The organism is Streptomyces cathayae (assembly GCF_029760955.1).
In the GTDB taxonomy this organism is placed as follows: Bacteria; Actinomycetota; Actinomycetes; order Streptomycetales; family Streptomycetaceae; genus Streptomyces; species Streptomyces cathayae.
Genome location: NZ_CP121682.1, coordinates 886,903 through 905,210, shown reverse-complemented (window position 1 = coordinate 905,210; position 18,308 = coordinate 886,903). Strand labels below are relative to the sequence as shown.

Here is an 18,308-nt window from a genome sequence, read left to right as displayed (position 1 = left end):
CCCACGCACGCATCACACGGAAACGGAGCATGACCATGTCCTTCCAGCAGCCTTTCCACTCCCCCTCTCCGCAGCCCGGGCCCGGCACCCAGGGCCCCTTTGGCCTCGGCACCCCCACCGGCCCGGCGCGGCCCCCGAAGCAGCGCGGCCGGTGGCTGAAGTACGGGGCGGTCGCCTTCGTCTCCCTGTTCATCGGGGTCGGCATCGGAAGCAGCGGCGACGGCACGGCGGCAGCGGACACGGCAGCCGCCGACACCAAGTCGGAGCCGAGGCCGACGGTCACCGTCACCGAAACCGCCAAGGCCAACGGCGGCGGTGACGCCAAGCCCGCCCCCGCCCCCACCGTCACCGAGACCAAGACGGTCACCGCCAAGCCGAAGAAGACCAAGGCGCCGGGCCCGGCGACCAGCTTCTCGGGAGAGGGCGAGTACGTCGTCGGCGAGGACATCAAGGCCGGCACGTACAAGACGGCCGGGGCCGACGGCGACTTCGGCTGCTACTGGGAACGGGCCAAGGACGCCAGCGGCGAGTTCGGCTCCATCATCGCCAACAACAACCTGAACGGCCCGGGCCGGGTGACCCTCAACACCGGCGAGTACTTCAAGACCAACCGGTGCCAGGAGTGGAAGAGGGTGGGCTGAGCCGGTGGAGGGTCCACCACTCCAGGTTGTCGAAGTCCTTCTCGGCGGCCAGGAGTTGGCCGACATAAGGGTGTTCTCCGACAGGGTCGGAAACCGGGGCGCGGCGGACTGCCCTGCCATGTGATGATCTTGCCGGTGCGCCGGGGCTGCCGGCGCGTCAGTCGCGTTACCACACCCTTGGGGGGTAGCAATGAGACTGTTGTTCTCCGCTGGACGCCCGGTACGGCTCAGATCCGGCGCCGCCGTGGTGGCGGCGGCCGGCCTGCTGACCGCCGGCCTCGCCGCGCCCGCGTTCGCCGACGACGACCCGCCGCAGACCGACCAGTTGTGGATCAACAAGCCGTACGAGCAGACGCTGCCGCTCGGCACCGACGGCGGCCAGCCGCAGTCCCGCACTCTCCGCGTCGGCCTCTCCCACGACAACGAGAACTTCACGGTGACCGACGGCAGGCTCACCGTCGACGTCTCCGACCTCACCGGGGTCGCCGAGGTGACCTGGCCCGACACCTGCACGCCGAGCGGCACGAGTGCGGTGTGCGACGTTCCCGTGGTGCCCACGATCGGGAGCGACTACAAGCACCAGGTGTTGCTGACGGTGCGCGCGGCCGACGGCGCCGAAGTCGGCGCACAGGGCAGGATCACCTACGAGGCGACGGCCACCGGCGGCCCCGACGGCACGCTCACCGCGCCGCACGAGAGCTTCGACACCACGCTCACCGTCGGCGCCGGGCCCGACCTCGCCATCGACCCCGTCGCCGACATCGAGGCCGGCCGGCCCGGCGACGAGCGGACGATCCCGTTCAGGATCACCAACAACGGCAACGAGAGCGCGAACGGGTTCACCGTCAAGCTGCACGCCTCGTACGGCCTGACGGATCTGACCCGGTACGACGCCTGCACCTACACCACGACGGACGGCAACGACTACGCACCGTCGAACAGGGCAGTCTGCACGTTCGACCAGGTGCTGGCGCCGGGCGACTCCTTCGAACTGCCCGAACCGCTGACGGTGCGACTCGCCCCGCACGCGCTGAACGAGCGGCTCGACATCGACGTCGAGCCGGGCGACGGTGCCCAGGACATCGACTCCGAGAACGACTACACGATCCTCCAGATCGGGGCGGAAAACACCGCGGACTTCTCCGTGACCGGTGACACAGTCTCCGGCACGGCGGGCGAGACGGTCACGGCCGAGCTCACGTTCAAGAACAACGGCCCGGCCTGGCTCGGCAACCTCGGCTCCGGCGACCCGGTCGCCAAGGTCCGGCTGGTCGTGCCCGAGGGCACCGAGGTCACCGGCGTGCCGTCCGGCTGCTCCCCCCGCACCCTCGACGGCGGCTACTACCCGAAGCGTACGGGCGCCCCGCGCTACGACTGCAACCTGCGGTACTGGGTGCTGGAGGACACCCGGCACACGTTCGCGTTCTCCGTGCACATCGACACCGTGGTGCCCGGCGCGACCGGTGCCGTGAGCATCCACCCTTCGTACGGCGAGTTCGGCGAGTACCCCTTCGCCTTCGACCCGGACCTCGCGAACAACACGGCGGTCCTGGCCGTCAACTGACCGGCCCGCGGGTTCGGGGCAGCCGTTCGAGCGGCCGCCCCGAACCCGCGCCCTGTGGGGTGCCGACCGCCGCCGCAAGGTGCCGCCGACACCACTCCGACCCTGATCGACAGCCATCGGGATGACCGGCTTTCACCGGCCGGGTGTTTCAGTACAACCACCCCGGCGGCCGGGCCGTGTACGGCTCGAAGGTCACACGCTGACCGTGGCCAACACCGGGCCCACCGTGTCCGCCGACCGGATACCGGACCTCTTCGGGCCCTTCCGCCGCCGTACCCAGGACCGTGTCGGCACCACCGGCCGCGGACTCGGTCTCGCCATCGTCCGCTCCATCGCCGAGGCCCACGGAACCGAGGCAACGACCGAACCCGGCCGAACCCGGCCGACCGGGCGGTCTCCCCGGCACCGCCCGCTTCCCCTGACGCATGACGTGGCCCGCGCCGATGCGGCCCGGCCGCATGCCCGACTGCTCGATCCGTGCGGTGAGTGGTGATGCGCGCCTCGCGTCTCCCTCTTTCCAACGTTGCACGGACTCTTCAGATGTAGACCCGCCCATGGCAGTCTGAGCCGAGAACCTCTGGCGGACAACGCTGTCAGGCGCGGTCCGTCAGACGCTCGGGCAGCCCTGTCGACTCGTTCTCGCAGAGGAGCACTCGCATGGCCCTCGATCGTCGGCGGCTTCTTCACAGCGGCGCAGCGGCCCTGGGCGCGGTGGCCCTGAGCGGTGCGGTGCCGCCCGGCGCGGCCACGTCGGCGGGTGCGGTCGGCAGTCCTGCGGGCGGGGCGCCCGCAGGCGGCAAGGGGGCGAGCGCGTCTCCGCTGTATCCGGTGGTGGGTCCCGGAACGGCCTTCCTGGACCACCGGTCACTGCTGGGGGACCTGCCGGAGGCCGAGTGGTACGAGGCGAACATCCCCTTCGTCGACCTGCCCGACGCCGCCATCCGGGACACCTACTACTACCGGTGGCGCGTGATCAAGCACGCCCTGAAGTACACCGGGCCCAGGGAAGGTTGGATCCTCTCGGAGTTCCTGGGCCCGGTCGGCTACTCCGCGCCGCACGGCGGGATCAACGCCGCCGCCGCTCACCACATCCGCGAGGCACGCTGGCTGCGCGACCACCGCTACCTCGACGACTACATCGGCTACTGGCTGCGCGGCAGCGGCTCGGGACCCAAACCGGCCACGGACTTCCTCAACAAGAACACCACCGACTGGGCGCACCAGTACTCCTTCTGGATCGCGGACGCCGTGGTGGCCCGGGCGTCGACCGACGGCAGATGGGAGCAGGCCCTGGGTCTGCTCGACGAATTGGAACGCCAATGGGGGCGCTGGGCCCCGCAGTTCGACGACGAAGTCGGCCTCTACTGGCAGACACCGGTGTGGGACGCGATGGAGTACACCGCGAGCTCCTACCAGAGCGACGACCCGTACCACGGTGGTGAGGGGTTCCGCCCCACTCTCAACGCCTACCAGTACGGCGACGCCAAGGCGATCGCCGCACTCCTGCGGCGCCGCGGCCACCGGGGCGACGAGGCGAAGGCCGACCGCTACGACGAGCGGGCCCGTGCCCTGCGGGCGCAGCAGGAGCGCTGGCTGTGGGACGAAAAGCACCAGTTCTACAAGCACGTCATGCGGGACGGGAATCCCGAGCGGCGCAGGCTCGCCGACCGCGAGCAGATCGGCTTCCTGCCCTGGTACTTCCACATGGCTCCGGCGGACAACGCCGCAGCATGGGCCCAACTGCGCGATCCCGAGGGGTTCTCCGCGCCCTTCGGTCCCACCACGGTCGAGCGGCGCAGCCCGTGGTTCATGCACCAGGCGCTCGAGGGCTGCTGCCGCTGGAACGGTCCGAGCTGGCCGTTCGCCACCAGTCAGACGCTCACCGCCCTGGCCAACCTCCTCATCGACTACCCCGCCCAGTCCCACGTCGACCGCGCCGACTACTACGCCGTGCTCCGCGCCTATGCCCTGACCCATCGCAAGGACGGCAAGCCGTATGTCGCCGAGGCGCACCACCCCGACGAGGACCGCTGGATCTACGACGGCCGAGGGCACAGTGAGGACTACAACCACTCCACCTTCAACGACCTGGTCCTGTCGGGGCTGTTCGGGATCCGTTCCCAGTCCGACGCCACTGTTTCCCTCGCGCCGCTGGTGCCGCGCGAATGGGATCACTTCGCCGTGGAGAACCTCCCCTACCACGGCCACAACCTCAGCGTGCTCTTCGACCGCAGCGGCCGGCACTACGGACACGGAGCCGGCCTGAGCGTCTGGCTGGACGGCCGGCGCATCCACCGGCAGGACGACCTGGAGCCGGTGACGCTCACCATCGGCAGGGCCAGACAGCACACCCTGCCCCGCGAGGTCGACGACCTGGCCAACGTCGAGCAGAAGGGCCATCCCCTCGCGAGTGCCTCGTACACGTTCCACCTCGACAGCCCGGCCAAGGCCATCGACGGACAGGACCTTCACCTCGACACACCGTCATCGCGGTGGACCAACTACGGCAGTCCCCACGCGGACGACTGGCTCGCCGTGGACTTCGGCGTCCCCACGCCCGTGTCGGACCTGCGGATCTCCTTCTACGACGACGGCGGCGGAGTCCGCACCCCCGACTCCTACGAACTCCACCACCTCGGCCAGGACGGCGGATGGCATCCCCTGCCCGGCCAGCACCGCACCCCCCAGGCTCCCCGGCCGGGAACCCTCAACCGGATCCTCCTGGAGAAGGCCGTCACCACCACCGCCCTCAGACTCACCGCCACACGCACCTCAGGCGGCGCCGTGGGAGTCGCCGCCTGGCAGTCATGGCGGACGGAAGACCCCCGGCTCACCCTCACCGTCAAGACACCGTCGAACGGCCTCGTCCCCGTGGAGCCGGGCAGGACCGTGAAGGTCACCACCACCGTCACGGCGGCAGCCGCCACAGTCGTCAGCCCGCACCTGCTCGTCCCCGACAACTGGAAAGCCCTTCCCCAGCACACGATCCGCCCCACCGCTCTCCGGGCGGGAAAGACGCTGCACACGCACTGGCTGGTGACAGCCCCCAACGACCTGCCCCACCAACTGCCTGAGTCCCTGCGCCTGTTGGTTCGGTCCCGGGGCGAGAGGGCGGAGCAGTTCGTCACCAGCGTCGTCGCCCAGGCACAGTTCGACTGACGCGACCACCGCAGCACTGTCGCCGTATTACGGCACAGCACACACAGTCTTCCAACGTCACGCGGAGGGGAACGGTCATTTGCAGCGCGGGAAGTGGGCTTCGTGTGGCATGCGAATCGCCCAGGGCCTGTCCGGGCGATCATGCGTCTCGTTAGGGTGACCTGGCGGAGGGACCTGAAGAGCGCTGTGGAGATGAGTCGCGCGGAGGCAGTCGCGCTCGTGCAGCGGATCATGGAAGCGGACTACACCTCAGACGACGAGGTGGACGGTTGGCTGGACAGGCTCGACAGAGCCCTGGCATGCCCGCCCGGTCATGTCAGCAATTTGATTTTTTGGTCGCCGGAGCGGGAGCTTTCGGCTGATGAAGTAGTCGATCAGGCCCTGGGGTACCGGCCGATCGCTTTGTGAAGCTGGGGCTCAGATGCGAAACCAGATGAGCAGAGTTGCGGCAGGTGCGGGCGCAAGAAGTCCGGATCGCTGGAGAGCACGGGGGGTGGATACCGCCGTGCAGACCAGTCGGGTCGGAAGGATTTCGTGTGTCGGCGACGGGTGAATCGTGGTTCTGGCTCAACTTCTGTGGAGCCGTGACCGAGCGTTGCGAGACGGCGAGGCGGACGCCTCGGTGATCAGGACTGGTTTTGCTCTGGCCCCACGACGTTAAGGCGCTGATTCACGAAGCGAGGAGAGCCGGTGTGCCCGACAGACCACGGATGGAGGAAGCCCTCGATTTCCTGCGTGCCGAGCTGGCGGCCGGGCGATCGACGACGACCGAGTTGACCACTCGGGCTGCATGGCTGGCCTTCATGCGATTCGGGCGGCAGCGCTTTGCCACAGCACCCACACCCGACTCCGACGGCTTGCTCTTCCAGTACGGCACGTACGCCTTCAGCGGGCGACCGATGTTCACTGTGGACCTCACGCGACAGTTCGACATCAGCGGTGACGACGGTGAGCACGACCACTACGTGCAGGTCCACTGCGAGTTCCGCTACGAGCCCGGGCTCGCCCTGGACGCCCTGGGAAGCTTCAACTCCTGGTTCTTTCACGACGCCAATGCGGACCTCGATCAGTGGTTCGCCGCCATGGAGGGGCGTCTCGAACTGCTACTTGATCGCGGGCCCTCCGAGATCGACCTGTACGAGGAGCCGGTATAGGCCGTGCCGGCAGTGGGAGGTCGCAAGGCTCCGTCACGGCGTTGTCACGTTGGCTGACCGGCCTGGGATGATCTTGGAGTTGATCGTGCTGGACAGGGGGATCGCTCGTGTCGTCCGCGTCGCCGTCGTACAAGGGGCACCGGTACCCGGTCGAGGCCATTGCCCGCCGCGTGTGGCTGTACCACCGCTTCCCGCTGTCGTTCCGCGAGGTCGAGGAGCTGATGCTTGAGCGCGGTGTGATCGTCTCTTACGAGACGGTCCGGCGGTGATGCGCCAAGTTCGGGCAGGCCTGCGCCGGAGGCGGCCCCGGCCCGGGGACAAGTGGCATCTGGACGAGGTCTTCATCAAGATCAACGGAGAGCAGAAGTACCTGTGGCGCGCGGTCGACCAGGACGGCACCGTGCTCGACGTCCTCGTACAGAACCGGCGGGACACCGCTGCGGCCCGGCGGTTCTTCCGCAGGCTGCTGAAGACGACCCGTACGGTGCCGAGGGTGGTCGTCACCGACAAACTGCGCTCCTACGGGGCGGCGCACCGCGAGGTGATGCCCTCCGTCGAGCACCGTGCCCACAAGGGCCTGAACAACCGGGCCGAGAATTCCCACCAGCCGACGAGGCAGCGCGAACGCGCCATGAAAGGCTTCCGCAGTATCGGCGGAGCCCAGCGGTTCCTGGCCGCGTTCAGCGACATCTCACCCCACTTCCGGCCCCGCCGTCACCTGATGACCGCCGCCCACTACCGCGCCGAGATGACCACCCGCTTCGCGATCTGGGACCAGGCCACCGGCGCCGCCGGCCAGCCCGCCGAAGCCTGAGCACCGGCCCGAAACCCGGCCCCCACCACGCCCCGACGCGTCGTCAGAGACCTACGCAGCCAACAACGTGACAGCGCCCGATCACAGCTCCAGCTGAGCCCCCGTGGAGTGATCTGGCTCATGTCCTGTCACGGCGGCCGATGGCGCGGTGTCTTGAGGCCGAACACCTGGAAACGGAGGGGGCACTATGGCTGGGAACACGCATGTGGTCGTGATCGGTGGCGGATACGCGGGCGTGATGGCCGCGAACCGGCTGACGCTGCGCGACGACGTGACCGTGACGCTGATCAACCCGCGCGCGGACTTTGTCCACCGGGTCCGCCTGCACCAGTTGGTGGGCGGGTCCGACGACGCGGTCGTCGCCTACCGGGACGTCCTGGCCGACGGGGTTCGGCTGGTGGTCGACACCGTGACCCGGATCGACGCGGCCGGGCATGGCGTGACGCCGGCGGCCGGCGGCACGCTCGGCTACGACTACCTGATCTACGCCGTGGGCAGTGGCAGCGCCGAACCGAGTGTGCCGGGGGCGGCCGAGTTCGCCTACCCGATCGCCACCCTGGAGGCGGCACAGCGGCTGCGGCCGGTCCTCGACGCCGCTCCCGCGACGGCCCCGGTGACGGTGGTCGGCGCCGGTCCCACCGGCATCGAGACCGCCGCCGAGCTGGCGGAGCAGGGCCGCGCCGTGACCCTGGTCTGCGGCGGCGTTCTCGGCCCGTACCTGCACCCCCGGGGTCGGCGCTCGGTTGCGAAGCGGCTGGCCAAGCTCGGTGTGACGGTCCTCGACGGCTCCGACACGAAGGTGACGGCGGTGACCCGCGAGGCCGTGCGGCTCGCCGACGGCCGGGAGCTGCCGAGCGAGGTCACCGTCTGGACCGTCGGCTTCGGCGTTCCGGACCTGGCCGCCCGCAGCGGGCTGAGCACCGACGCCGTGGGCCGCCTGCTCACGGACGAGACGCTGACGAGCGTGGACGACACGCGCATCGTCGCGGCCGGGGACTCGGCGGCACCGTCCGGCCTGCCGCTGCGGATGAGCTGCCTGAACGCGATGCCGCTGGGCGCGCGGGCCGCCGACACCGTGCTCAGCCGACTCGCGGGTGAGCAGCCGGAAAACCTCCACCAGTCGCTCTACGCCCAGTGCGTCAGCCTGGGCCGCAGCGCGGGCATCTACCAGTTCGCCAACCGCTCCGACGCCGCGGTGTGGCTGCACATCGACGACGGCCTGGGCGCCAGGCTCAAGGAACTGGTCTGCAAGGGCATCCCCAAGCACCTGACCGACGAGGCGCACAAACCCGGCTCGTACAAGCTGCACCGCATGCCGGGAGGGGGCGCCAAGCGCCGGCAGCTGCTGCGCGCCGACCGCGCCGAGGCACCGGCCGCCGCCGACCGGGTCGCCTGACCGGCGCGTGCTGCGAGGATCTTGCCGTGGACGCACGCGAACGCGGTCGGCCGCCGGGGCCGACCGCGAAGGACGAGAAGGACGAGGAGAGGGGCCGCGACATGAGCGACGACGCCACCGCCCCGGCGACCGAGGCGTTCATCGCCCACCGCAACCTGCTCTTCACCGTCGCCTACGAGATGCTCGGCTCGGCCGCCGACGCCGAGGACGTCCTCCAGGAGACCTGGCTGCGGTGGGTCGGGGTCGACCTGGCGCAGGTGCGCGACCGGCGCGCCTACCTGGTCCGGATCACCACCCGGCAGGCGCTGAACCGGCTGCGCACCGTGAAGCGCCGCAAGGAGGCGTACGTCGGCCCCTGGCTGCCCGAGCCGCTGCTCACCGCGCCGGACGTGGCCGAGGACGTCGAGCTGGCCGAGAGCCTGTCGATGGCGCTCCTGCTCGTCCTCGAGACGCTCTCCCCGACCGAGCGGGCCGTCTTCGTGCTGCGCGAGGTCTTCGACGTCGGCTACGACGAGATCGCGGCCGCCGTCGACAAGAGCCCTGCGGCCGTCCGCCAGATCGCCCACCGCGCCCGTCGCCACGTCGACGCCCGCCGCCCCCGCCGGATGGTCTCCCCGAACGAGACCCGGGCGGCCCTGGAGTCGTTCCAGCGCGCGATCGAAACCGGGGACCCGCAGACCCTCCTCGACGTGCTTGCCCCGGAGGTCGTCCTGATGAGCGACGGCGGCGGCATCAAACACGCCGCGCTGCGGCCGGTCACCGGCGCCGGCAAGGTGGCCCGTATGTTCGCCGGCGGCATCGGCAAGCTCCAAGGCACGCTCACCACCGAACCAACCGTGGTCAACGGCAACCCGGCACTCCTCGTGCATCTGGACGGCGGGCTCGACGGCGTCCTGGCGGTCCGTGTCGAGGACGCCCGCATCACCGGCCTCTACTACGTCCGCAACCCGGAGAAACTCTCCCGCGCCGAAGCCGAGACCCCCCTCACCCTGCGCTGACCACCACCGGTCCCCGACGCGCGGACGTCAACCCTTCCAAGACCCCTCACAACGATGTGAGAAGGGCCGTACCGAAGCGCTGAGACGCCGCGCCCGGGCCCGGTTCGGCTTCACCGCCGCGCCCGGTACCACCGACGACGCCCGGATCCGGCCCCCAAGCTGCTGAACAGCACAGACAGAGCGCGTCGTCTCCTGTGTGTGAAGGGTGCCGTTGCCCTGTCGTCAGCTTGCACCTCGTGCTCACACGATCGGGTGGTGGTTCGGGGAACGGGCACGGGTGGGGGGTGCGGTCCGTTTGGTCCTGTGACGAGGGCTTCTCGTCGTTCTCATCGCAGGCCACGGGGGTACACAGTGGGTCTTTGTTTTCATCGCAATCCCGACGGGACGACGACCGGGCGCAATGACGCCAGTGGGTTCAGCGTGACGCATGCAGACGAGGAGGAGGTGAAGAGGCTGTTGTACGAGGACGCGGGGTGGCAGTACACGCCGCCACCGCCGCCGGTTCCGGCGGGGTTTCACCGGTTCGCGCTGGTGCACGAGGAGTTCGGCGTGGCCGGGTTCGGGGACGAGCGGTATGCGGGGGTGCGGGAGCGGCCGCCGGAGGGCTGTGTGCCGGTCGACTGGGGGTGTTTCGCGCTGGAGTGCGAGCGGCCGGGGAAGACGCTGCTGGACGCGGTCGCCGGGACCGTCGCGGAGGTCCGGCGCGAGCACGGGCTGGTGCTCAACAGCCTGGGGGTGGAGAAGCCGCAGGAGTGGCTCGGCGGCGACAAGGACGGAGACGCGGCGGTGATCGCCGCGCACCTGTTGCTGATGGGCACCCATCGTGCCCGGCTGCTCGGGTACGGGCGCAAGGACCTGGTCCGGCTGCTCGACTCGACGGGCATCGAGTAGCCGACCAGGACCAGCACCAGGAGCAGGGTCAGGGGCAAGAGGACAGGAGGGCTGCCGGGCCGGGGGTGAAGGTCGGGTCGATCTGGGAGGACAGGTTCTCTCCGGTGCGGGCGTCGGCCCAGGAGTGGGCGTTGCGGAGGTGGAACTCCACGGCGTGGCGGTGGAGGCGGTCCCAGTCGCGGGGGTGGGAGTCGACGGCCTCGCGCAGGACGGTCAGGGCGTGGTGGTTGTGGGGTTCCAGGGTGCTCAGGGGGTCCGAGGCGTCCGGGGTTGCGGGGCTCGGGGGTGGGGTTCTGCCCTGTTCCGCGGCTCGGACCCAGTCCGAGTGCACGAGGTGGGTCAGGAGGTCGTCGCCCACCTGGTTCTTGAGGAAGAGGAGGTCGTCCTCGCAGGTCACCTTGTTGCCGACGACCGCGATACGGATGCCGAACTCGCGGGCGTGGTCCCGGTACTGGCGGTAGACGGAGACGCCCTTGCGGGTGGGTTCGGCGACCAGGAAGGTGAGGTCGAAGCGGGTGAACAGGCCGGAGGCGAAGGCGTCGGCGCCCGCGGTCATGTCGACCACCACGTATTCGCCGGGGCCGTCGACCAGGTGGCCCAGGTACAGCTCCACCGCGCCGAGCTTGGAGTGGTAGCAGGCCACGCCCAGGTCGCTGTCGTCGAACTGACCCGTCGCCATCAGCGGGACACCGCCGGCCCGGACGACGTGCCGCGCGTGCAGTTCGTCGTCGCCCAGCAGGCGCAGGAGGCGTGAACCACGGCCGGGCGGGGTCGTCTTGATCATCGACTCGGTGGAGGTGATGCGGGGGTTGGTGCCGCGCAGGTAGGTCTTGATGTCGTGCAGGCGCGGGCCCAGGGGAGGGGGCGTCACCGGGGTGCTCTCGGCGGGGGCGAGGGCCTCGGCCAGGTGCTGGTTGATGTCGCCGTCGACGGCGAGGACCGGGGCGCCGGTGCTCGCCAGGTGACGGGAGAAGAGGGCGGACAGCGTTGTTTTGCCGCTGCCGCCCTTGCCGACGAACGCGATCCTCATCGGCACTCCACCGTCTTGAAAACGAATGTCATGTCGATAGGTTCGGGGGCGGGCTCGGGTGGTGTCAAACACTTCGGGGCGTGTCGGCGCCACCTCATGCTTACGGGTCGAGGAGGCGTCACCCCGCGACGAGTTCGCGTACCGGCTGTTCGGCGCGGGCGGCGGGCCGCAGCCGCGAGGTACGCCACAGCCACAGGACGTCGCGGCCGAACGACCACAGCAGCAGGCCCAGGGCCAGCGCCACCACCCCGACGTTGACCAGGTGCGGCAGCAGGTCCGCGGCCGCCACCAGCAGGAGGACACCCTGCAGCGCGGCCACCGTCTTGCGGGCCGTGCTCGGCGGGAGGGCGGCGTTCAGCCACGGCCACACCCGGGCCGCGGCGACGAAGACATACCGCATGACGCCGATCAGCAGCACCCAGGGGCCCATCGCCATCGACACGTACACGCTCAGCACCAGGATGAGGAACGCGTCGACCTCCATGTCGAAACGGGCGCCCAGCGCGGTCGACGTGCCGGTCCTGCGGGCCACCTTGCCGTCCACCCCGTCGAGGACGAGGGCCACGGCGGTCAGGCCGACGAAGAGGGAGACGGGCGGAGTGTCCTGGAAGGAGTCGGCGACCAGCGCGGTCACCCCGCCCACCAGGATCGCCCGGCCGAGCGTCACCCGGTTGGCCGGGCCGAACGAGCGCGGCCGGGACCGGTGCAGGGCCCGGGAGAGCACCGCCCAGGTGGCGATCGCGAACGCGAGGCCGGTCAGCCAGCCCGCCGGGCCCATGCCGATCGCCGTACCGAGAAGCGCCAGCAGCAGGACCTGCAGGCCCGCCCCCACGGCGGTCTCCTGCTGCAGGAGCCTCGCGTCGTAACTGTTGTTCAGGGCCACCGAACACCCTCCGGCCGTGTGACAGAGTCGATCAACGCCGCTACCTTGTGCGCGGCCTGTGCACCACTCGGTACGGGTGCAACTTGCCGTTCGTTCAGGAGGAATTCGATGAACCACACCGCGCGTGCCTTCTGGCTCGCCTCGCCCGGCCGAGGTGAGATCCGCGAGACCGCCCTGCCCACTCCCGGCGAGGACGAGGTACTGGTGCGCTCGCTGTACTCCGGGGTGAGCCGCGGCACGGAGACCCTCGTCTTCCGCGGCGGGGTGCCCGAGAGCCAGCACACGGCGATGCGCGCGCCGTTCCAGGAGGGCGACTTCCCGGGGCCGGTGAAGTACGGCTACCTCAACGTGGGCGTGGTGGAGGAGGGGCCGGCGGCACTCGTCGGGCGCACGGTCTTCTGCCTCTACCCGCACCAGACCCGCTACGTCGTCCCGGCGAGCGCCGTGACCCCCGTGCCCGACCAGGTGCCCGCCGGCCGGGCCGTGCTGGCCGGCACCGTGGAGACCGCCGTCAACGCCCTGTGGGACGCGGCGCCGCTGATCGGCGACCGGATCGCCGTCGTCGGCGGCGGCATGGTCGGCAGCTCGGTGGCCGCGCTGCTGGCCCGTTTCCCCGGCGTGCGCGTCCAGCTCGTCGACGCCGACCCCGCGCGCGCCGAGACCGCCGAGGCCCTCGGCGTCGGCTTCGCACGGCCCGAGGACGCCCTGGGCGACTGCGACCTGGTGGTGCACGCCAGCGCCACCGAGCAGGGGCTCACCCGGGCACTCGAACTGCTCGGCGCCGAGGGCACGGTGATCGAACTGAGCTGGTACGGCGACCGGAAGGTGAGCCTCCCGCTGGGCGAGGCCTTCCACTCCCGGCGGCTCACCGTCCGCAGCAGCCAGGTCGGCACGGTCTCCCCGGCCCGCCCCGGCCGCAGCTACGCCGACCGGCTCGCCCTCGCCCTCGACCTGCTGGCCGACCCCGCGCTCGACGCGCTGATCACCGGCGAGTCCGCGTTCGAGGAGCTGCCCGGCGTCATGCCCCGCCTCGCCTCCGGCGAGATCCCGGCCCTGTGCCACCTCGTCCGCTACGACCACGTCACGCCCTGATCGAAGGGCCACCGTCTGACCTGAGAAAAGACGGACCGGAGGCTGAACGCCGCACGGCGGACGGCCGTACTACACGACATCCCCGGCGGCGATCGGCCGGGGAGCAGACGCGCCGCACCTGGAGGGTCGTCCGTTGTTCAGCATCACCGTCCGCGATCACATCATGATCGCCCACAGCTTCCATGGCGAGGTCTTCGGACCGGCCCAGCGCCTGCACGGGGCCACGTTCCTCGTGGACGCCACGTTCCGGCGCGAACAGTTGGACGAGGACAACCTCGTCGTCGACATCGGCCTCGCGACGCAGGAACTCGGTGCCGTCGTCGGCGAGCTGAACTACCGCAACCTCGACAACGAACCCGACTTCGCGGGGACCAACACCTCCACGGAGTTCCTGGCCAAGGTCGTCGCCGACCGGCTGGCCGAGCGCATCCACAAGGGCGCGCTGGGCGAGAACGCCAAGGGCATCAAGGGGCTCACGGTCACCCTGCACGAGTCGCACATCGCCTGGGCGAGTTACGAGCGTGAGCTGTGAACGACGCCACCGCCACCGTGACAGACACCGCCACCGTGACCGACACCGCCACTGTCACCGTGACCGACCCGGCCACCCGGCGGGCCCGCCTGGACTACGTCCCCCAGCAGGCCTCCTTCCCGGGGAACGGAGGGATCATCCCCATGTCCCTGCGCTCCGTGCACTTCCTGATGCCGGGCGGCGTCGACGACCCGGCCGCACCGAGCGGCGGCAACGCCTACGACCGGCGCGTCTGCCTGGACCTGCCCGGCTTCGGCTGGCAGGTGCAGCGGCACGCCGTCGCCGGTGACTGGCCCCGCCCGGACGCCGCCGCCCGCACCGCGCTCGCCCGCACGCTGCGCGAACTGCCCGACGACACCGTCGTCCTGCTGGACGGACTGGTCGCCTGCGGGGTCCCCGAGATCATCGTCCCGGAGGCGGAACGGCTGCGGATGGCCGTCCTCGTGCACCTCCCGCTCGGCGACGAGACCGGGCTCGACCCGGCGGTCGCCGCCGACCTGGACGCCCGCGAGCGTACGGTGCTGCGCGCGGTGCCGGCCGTCATCGCCACCAGCGACTGGGCGGTACGCCGCCTCGTCTCCCACCACGGGCTCGCACCCGACCGCGTCCACGTCGCCGCTCCCGGCGCCGACATCGCACCCCTGGCCTCCGGCACCGACGGCGTCTCCCGGCTGCTGTGCGTCGCCGCCCTCACCCCGCGCAAGGGCCAGCACCGGCTGGTCGAGGCGCTGGCGGCGGTGTCCGACCTGCCGTGGAGCTGCGCGCTGGTCGGCGGGCTCGGCCACGACCCCGAGTACGTCGCCCATCTGCGGTCCCTGATCGGCCGGTACGGCCTCCAGGACCGGCTGGAGCTGGCGGGAGCGAAATCCGGCGCCGAACTCGACGCCAGTTACGCCACCGCCGACCTGATGGTCCTCACCTCGTACGCCGAGACGTACGGCATGGCCGTCACCGAGGCGCTGGCGCGCGGCATCCCGGTGCTGGCCACCGATGTCGGCGGCCTGCCCGAGGCGGTCGGCCGCGCCCCCGACGGCGGGGTGCCCGGCATCCTCGTACCGCCGGAGAACCCCGCCGCCATCGCCGTCGAACTCCGCGGCTGGTTCGGCGAGGCGGACGTCCGCCGCCGGCTGAAGGCGGCCGCCCGCGGCCGGCGTGCCGCCCTCGGCGGCTGGGCGAGCACCGCACAGAGCCTGGCGGCGGTACTGCGCCGGCTTCCGACCGACTCCCGGAGGGCCGCATGACCAGCCCGTCAACCACGCAGACGGCGCAGCCGGCCCAGGCGGTCCAAGCGGCACCGGCCGGACCGGGCGGCCCCGCCGCCCGGCAGTCCGTCATCCCCGGGGCCGGCCCCGCGCTCCGTCCCGGGGAACGGGACACCCTCCGGCTGCGGGAGGCCGCCACCGCCGCCACCGAGGAACCTCCCCGGTACGCGCCCGAGTGGCTCCAACTGCGTGAGCCCGCCGACGCCTCCGCACGCGCCCACGACCTGCTCGACCCGCTGCGCATCCGGCTCGCCAACCTGCCGCAGCGGGCCGGCGGTTTCGTCGTCCACGACATCGGCTGCGGCACCGGCTCCATGGGCCGCTGGCTCGCGCCCCGGCTGGACGGCGCCCAGCACTGGATCCTGCACGACCGGGACCCCTACCTCCTGCACTTCGCCGCCGTCGCCTCCCCGCGGTCCGCCGCCGACGGCAGCCGCGTCAGCGTGGAGACCCGGCGCGGCGACGTCGCCCGGCTCACCCCGGAGGCCCTGGCCGGCGCCTCCCTGGTGACCGCGTCCGCACTGCTCGACGTCCTCACCCGCGAGGACGTCGACGCCCTCGCCGCCGCCTGCGCCGGAGCCGGCTGCCCGGCGCTGCTCACGCTCTCGGTGGCCGGACGCGTCGAACTGACCGCGCCGCACCCGCTGGACCAGGAGATCGCCGAGGCGTTCAACGCCCACCAGCGCCGGGACGGACTGCTCGGCCCGGACGCGGCCACCGTCGCCGCGGAGGCCTTCGCCGCACACGGCGCGACCGTACGGCTCGACCCGAGCCCCTGGCGGCTCGGCCCCGAGCAGGCCGAACTGACCGCGCAGTGGCTGCGGGGCTGGGTCGGCGCGGCGGTCGAGGAACGCCCCGAACTGGCGGAGCCCGCGGGCCGTTACCTGACCGAGCGCCTGGAGGCCTGCGCGGCGGGCGAACTGCGGGTCGTCGTCCACCACCACGACCTGCTCGCCCTGTGCCGGCCGTCGGGCGCCGCGGCGTGAGTGCCCGGACGGTGGAGACACCGGTCCTGGACACCCCGGTACCGTGCCCCGGCAGCGCCCCGCGCGCTCTCCTCGCCCGACTGGGCACCCCCGCCGTGCGCACCCGCCTCGGCAGCGCCGCCGGTGTCCTCATCCTCACCGTCCTGCTGTGGCGCCTGGGCACCGGTGTCCTCCTCGACGGGCTGCGCCGGATCGACGGGCCCGCCGTGCTGGCGGCGCTCGGGATCGGGCTGGTGACCACGGTGTTCAGCGCCTGGCGCTGGGCCCTGGTGGCCCGGGGCCTGAGGATCCGGCTGCCGCTCGGCCCGGCCGTCGCCGACTACTACCGCGCCCTGTTCCTGAACGCGGCCCTGCCCGGTGGCGTCCTCGGCGACGTCCACCGCGCGGTGCGCCACGGGCAGAGCACCGGTGACCTGGGCCGCGGGGTGCGGTCCGTGGTGCTGGAGCGGGCCGCGGGACAGCTCGCGCTGTTCGCCGCCGGGGCCGTGATGCTGCTGACCATGCCGTCCCCGGTCCGGGACGACATGCGCCAGGCCGTCCCGCTGGTGGGCCTGGCCGCACTCGGCGCCTGCGCCGTCGTCCTCGCCCTGCGGATGAACCGGCCGGCGTCCGCGCGCCGGGACCGGGCGCCGCGGCGGTTGCTCGCCGAGGCCCGCGAGGGGCTGCTGTCCCGGCGCAACGGACCGGGCGTGCTGCTCGCCTCCCTCGTCGTGCTCGCCGGATACCTGGCGATGTTCGTCCTCGCCGCCCGCGTCGCCGGAGTCGGCGCGGCGGTCACCGAGCTGCTGCCGCTGGGCGTACTGGCGCTGCTCGCCATGGCGCTGCCGCTGAACGTCGGCGGCTGGGGGCCCCGGGAGGGCGTCGCCGCCTGGGCGTTCGGCGCCGCGGGACTGGGCGCGGGCCGGGGACTGGCCGTCGCCGTGGTCTACGGGGTGCTCAGCCTCGTGGCGAGCCTGCCCGGGGTGATCGTGCTCCTCGCCCGCTGGTACGCGGGACTGCGCGCCGGGCGCCGGACGGCCACCACCGCCGCCGTCCCCGGCGCCCGGAAGCACACGGCCTACGCGCCGTCGGCGCCGTCGCCCAGCGCGCCGGCCGCAGCGGTGGCGTCCGCCGCCTCCGTTGCGGTGCTTTCGGAGGTGAGCATCGAGAAATACGCGCCGAAGGAATCCACGAGGCTCGCCAGAAGCTCTCTGCCCTTTTCCGCGGAGCCCAGTGAAGGGCGTCCGATGACACCGGAATCGGTATAGGCGGCCATTCCCAGAGTGAGCAACCGGCGCCGGTCGTCGGCGACGTGATCGGAGGTCTGGTAACCGGTACGGAGCAATTCGGGATGAGTGTGCAGAAGGACGGAGGTCTCGATTTCCCCCGCGTGCATGTCGGTGAGCAGCGAGGTGACCACGCCGGCGTGCCGGCGCGCGGTCTCCCAGTCCTCCGGCGCCGGGAACAGCGCCATGTGCTCGCCGCGGGCGGAGGATTCCTGAACGACGTTGCCGAGTACGTAGTTCCCGCCGTGCCCGTTGACCAGCACCAGGGTGTCCACACCGGACCGGCGCAGCGAGTCGGCGATGTCCCGCACCACCGCGTGGAGGGTCACGGAGGAGATGGAGACGGTTCCCGGCCAGGCCGCGTGCTCGTGCGAGCACGAGATCGTCACCGGAGGGAGGAGATGCACCGGGTACGCGTCGGCGATCTCCCCGGCGATGGCACACGCCATCAGGGTGTCGGTCACCAGCGGCAGGAACGGGCCGTGCTGCTCGAAACTCCCGACGGGAAGGACCGCGATCTGCCGTGAGACGCCGGCCCCCCGATTCCGTACATCTTCTGTAGTATCCGCCGGCAACAGACCGTGGACCGGGCCGTATGCCGCCGACCGCTTTTGTGAACCACTCATGCCCTCACGGCCTTT

Annotated in this window: 16 protein-coding genes and 2 pseudogenes; 15 read left to right on the top strand and 3 right to left on the bottom strand. The window is 71.4% G+C overall.

Translation table 11 applies throughout. The features are described 5' to 3' along the window. Window positions 1-29: 29 nt before the first annotated feature. From PYS65_RS04310 to PYS65_RS04265, 10 genes and pseudogenes are all read left to right on the top strand, one after another. Complete coding sequence (locus tag PYS65_RS04310; protein ID WP_279332424.1) at window positions 30-641, top strand: Rv1352/Rv1906c domain-containing protein; 612 nt, start codon at window positions 30-32, stop codon at window positions 639-641. Window positions 642-831: 190 nt separating this feature from the next. Continuing rightward, on the top strand, window positions 832-2,205 hold the full coding sequence (locus PYS65_RS04305) for a COG1361 family protein (protein WP_279332423.1): 1,374 nt from the start codon (window positions 832-834) through the stop codon (window positions 2,203-2,205). A 205-nt stretch (window positions 2,206-2,410) separates the two neighbouring features. Next, window positions 2,411-2,698 carry an ATP-binding protein gene (locus PYS65_RS34915; protein WP_387035250.1) on the top strand — a complete coding sequence of 96 codons (288 nt, stop codon included), beginning with the start codon at window positions 2,411-2,413 and terminating at the stop codon, window positions 2,696-2,698. A gap of 164 nt (window positions 2,699-2,862) precedes the next feature. Further along, complete coding sequence (locus PYS65_RS04295) at window positions 2,863-5,364, top strand: MGH1-like glycoside hydrolase domain-containing protein (RefSeq protein WP_279332422.1); 2,502 nt, start codon at window positions 2,863-2,865, stop codon at window positions 5,362-5,364. A 192-nt stretch (window positions 5,365-5,556) separates the two neighbouring features. Further along, window positions 5,557-5,772: an e9imm peptide gene (locus tag PYS65_RS04290; RefSeq protein ID WP_279332421.1), complete on the top strand. Its 216-nt coding sequence runs from the start codon at window positions 5,557-5,559 to the stop codon at window positions 5,770-5,772. A gap of 284 nt (window positions 5,773-6,056) precedes the next feature. After that, window positions 6,057-6,518, top strand: a complete 462-nt coding sequence (locus PYS65_RS04285) for a hypothetical protein (RefSeq protein WP_279332420.1) — start codon at window positions 6,057-6,059, stop codon at window positions 6,516-6,518. A 107-nt stretch (window positions 6,519-6,625) separates the two neighbouring features. Next, window positions 6,626-7,332: pseudogene (locus PYS65_RS04280) on the top strand (IS6 family transposase). Between the two features lie 187 nt (window positions 7,333-7,519). After that, window positions 7,520-8,728, top strand: coding sequence for an NAD(P)/FAD-dependent oxidoreductase (locus PYS65_RS04275; RefSeq protein ID WP_279332419.1), 1,209 nt, complete (start codon window positions 7,520-7,522; stop codon window positions 8,726-8,728). Window positions 8,729-8,829: 101 nt separating this feature from the next. Next, complete coding sequence (locus PYS65_RS04270; RefSeq protein WP_279337849.1) at window positions 8,830-9,726, top strand: RNA polymerase sigma-70 factor; 897 nt, start codon at window positions 8,830-8,832, stop codon at window positions 9,724-9,726. Between the two features lie 351 nt (window positions 9,727-10,077). Continuing rightward, the gene (locus tag PYS65_RS04265) at window positions 10,078-10,617 is read left to right on the top strand and encodes a hypothetical protein (protein WP_341483662.1); all 540 of its coding nucleotides are present in this window, start codon (window positions 10,078-10,080) and stop codon (window positions 10,615-10,617) included. Window positions 10,618-10,645: 28 nt separating this feature from the next. On the opposite strand, the gene PYS65_RS04260 is transcribed toward PYS65_RS04265, so the two are convergent. Continuing rightward, window positions 10,646-11,647 carry an ATP-binding protein gene (locus PYS65_RS04260; protein ID WP_279332417.1) on the bottom strand — a complete coding sequence of 334 codons (1,002 nt, stop codon included), beginning with the start codon at window positions 11,645-11,647 and terminating at the stop codon, window positions 10,646-10,648. A gap of 118 nt (window positions 11,648-11,765) precedes the next feature. Continuing rightward, entirely contained in the window at window positions 11,766-12,530 is a 765-nt protein-coding gene (locus tag PYS65_RS04255) for a CDP-alcohol phosphatidyltransferase family protein (RefSeq protein ID WP_279332416.1), read from the bottom strand. Between the two features lie 108 nt (window positions 12,531-12,638). On the opposite strand from PYS65_RS04255, the gene PYS65_RS04250 reads away from it, so the two are divergent. The 5 genes from PYS65_RS04250 (at window position 12,639) to PYS65_RS04230 (ending at window position 17,649) form a co-directional block, all read left to right on the top strand. Further along, entirely contained in the window at window positions 12,639-13,622 is a 984-nt protein-coding gene (locus tag PYS65_RS04250) for a zinc-dependent alcohol dehydrogenase (RefSeq protein WP_279332415.1), read from the top strand. A gap of 133 nt (window positions 13,623-13,755) precedes the next feature. Then, window positions 13,756-14,154 (top strand): 6-pyruvoyl trahydropterin synthase family protein, encoded by a 399-nt coding sequence (locus PYS65_RS04245; protein WP_279332414.1) that lies wholly within the window; start codon window positions 13,756-13,758, stop codon window positions 14,152-14,154. 35 nt (window positions 14,155-14,189) lie between these two features. Beyond that, complete coding sequence (locus PYS65_RS04240; protein WP_388705737.1) at window positions 14,190-15,395, top strand: glycosyltransferase family 4 protein; 1,206 nt, start codon at window positions 14,190-14,192, stop codon at window positions 15,393-15,395. Further along, the gene (locus PYS65_RS04235; protein ID WP_279332413.1) at window positions 15,392-16,402 is read left to right on the top strand and encodes a class I SAM-dependent methyltransferase; all 1,011 of its coding nucleotides are present in this window, start codon (window positions 15,392-15,394) and stop codon (window positions 16,400-16,402) included. Before PYS65_RS04240 ends, PYS65_RS04235 begins: the two co-directional genes overlap by 4 nt. Further along, the gene (locus PYS65_RS04230) at window positions 16,399-17,649 is read left to right on the top strand and encodes a lysylphosphatidylglycerol synthase transmembrane domain-containing protein (RefSeq protein WP_388705573.1); all 1,251 of its coding nucleotides are present in this window, start codon (window positions 16,399-16,401) and stop codon (window positions 17,647-17,649) included. Before PYS65_RS04235 ends, PYS65_RS04230 begins: the two co-directional genes overlap by 4 nt. On the opposite strand, the pseudogene PYS65_RS04225 reads toward PYS65_RS04230, so the two are convergent. Next, window positions 17,622-18,293, bottom strand: a pseudogene (locus PYS65_RS04225) (creatininase family protein); the annotation flags it as partial. The gene PYS65_RS04230 and the pseudogene PYS65_RS04225 overlap by 28 nt on opposite strands. Window positions 18,294-18,308: the final 15 nt, after the last annotated feature.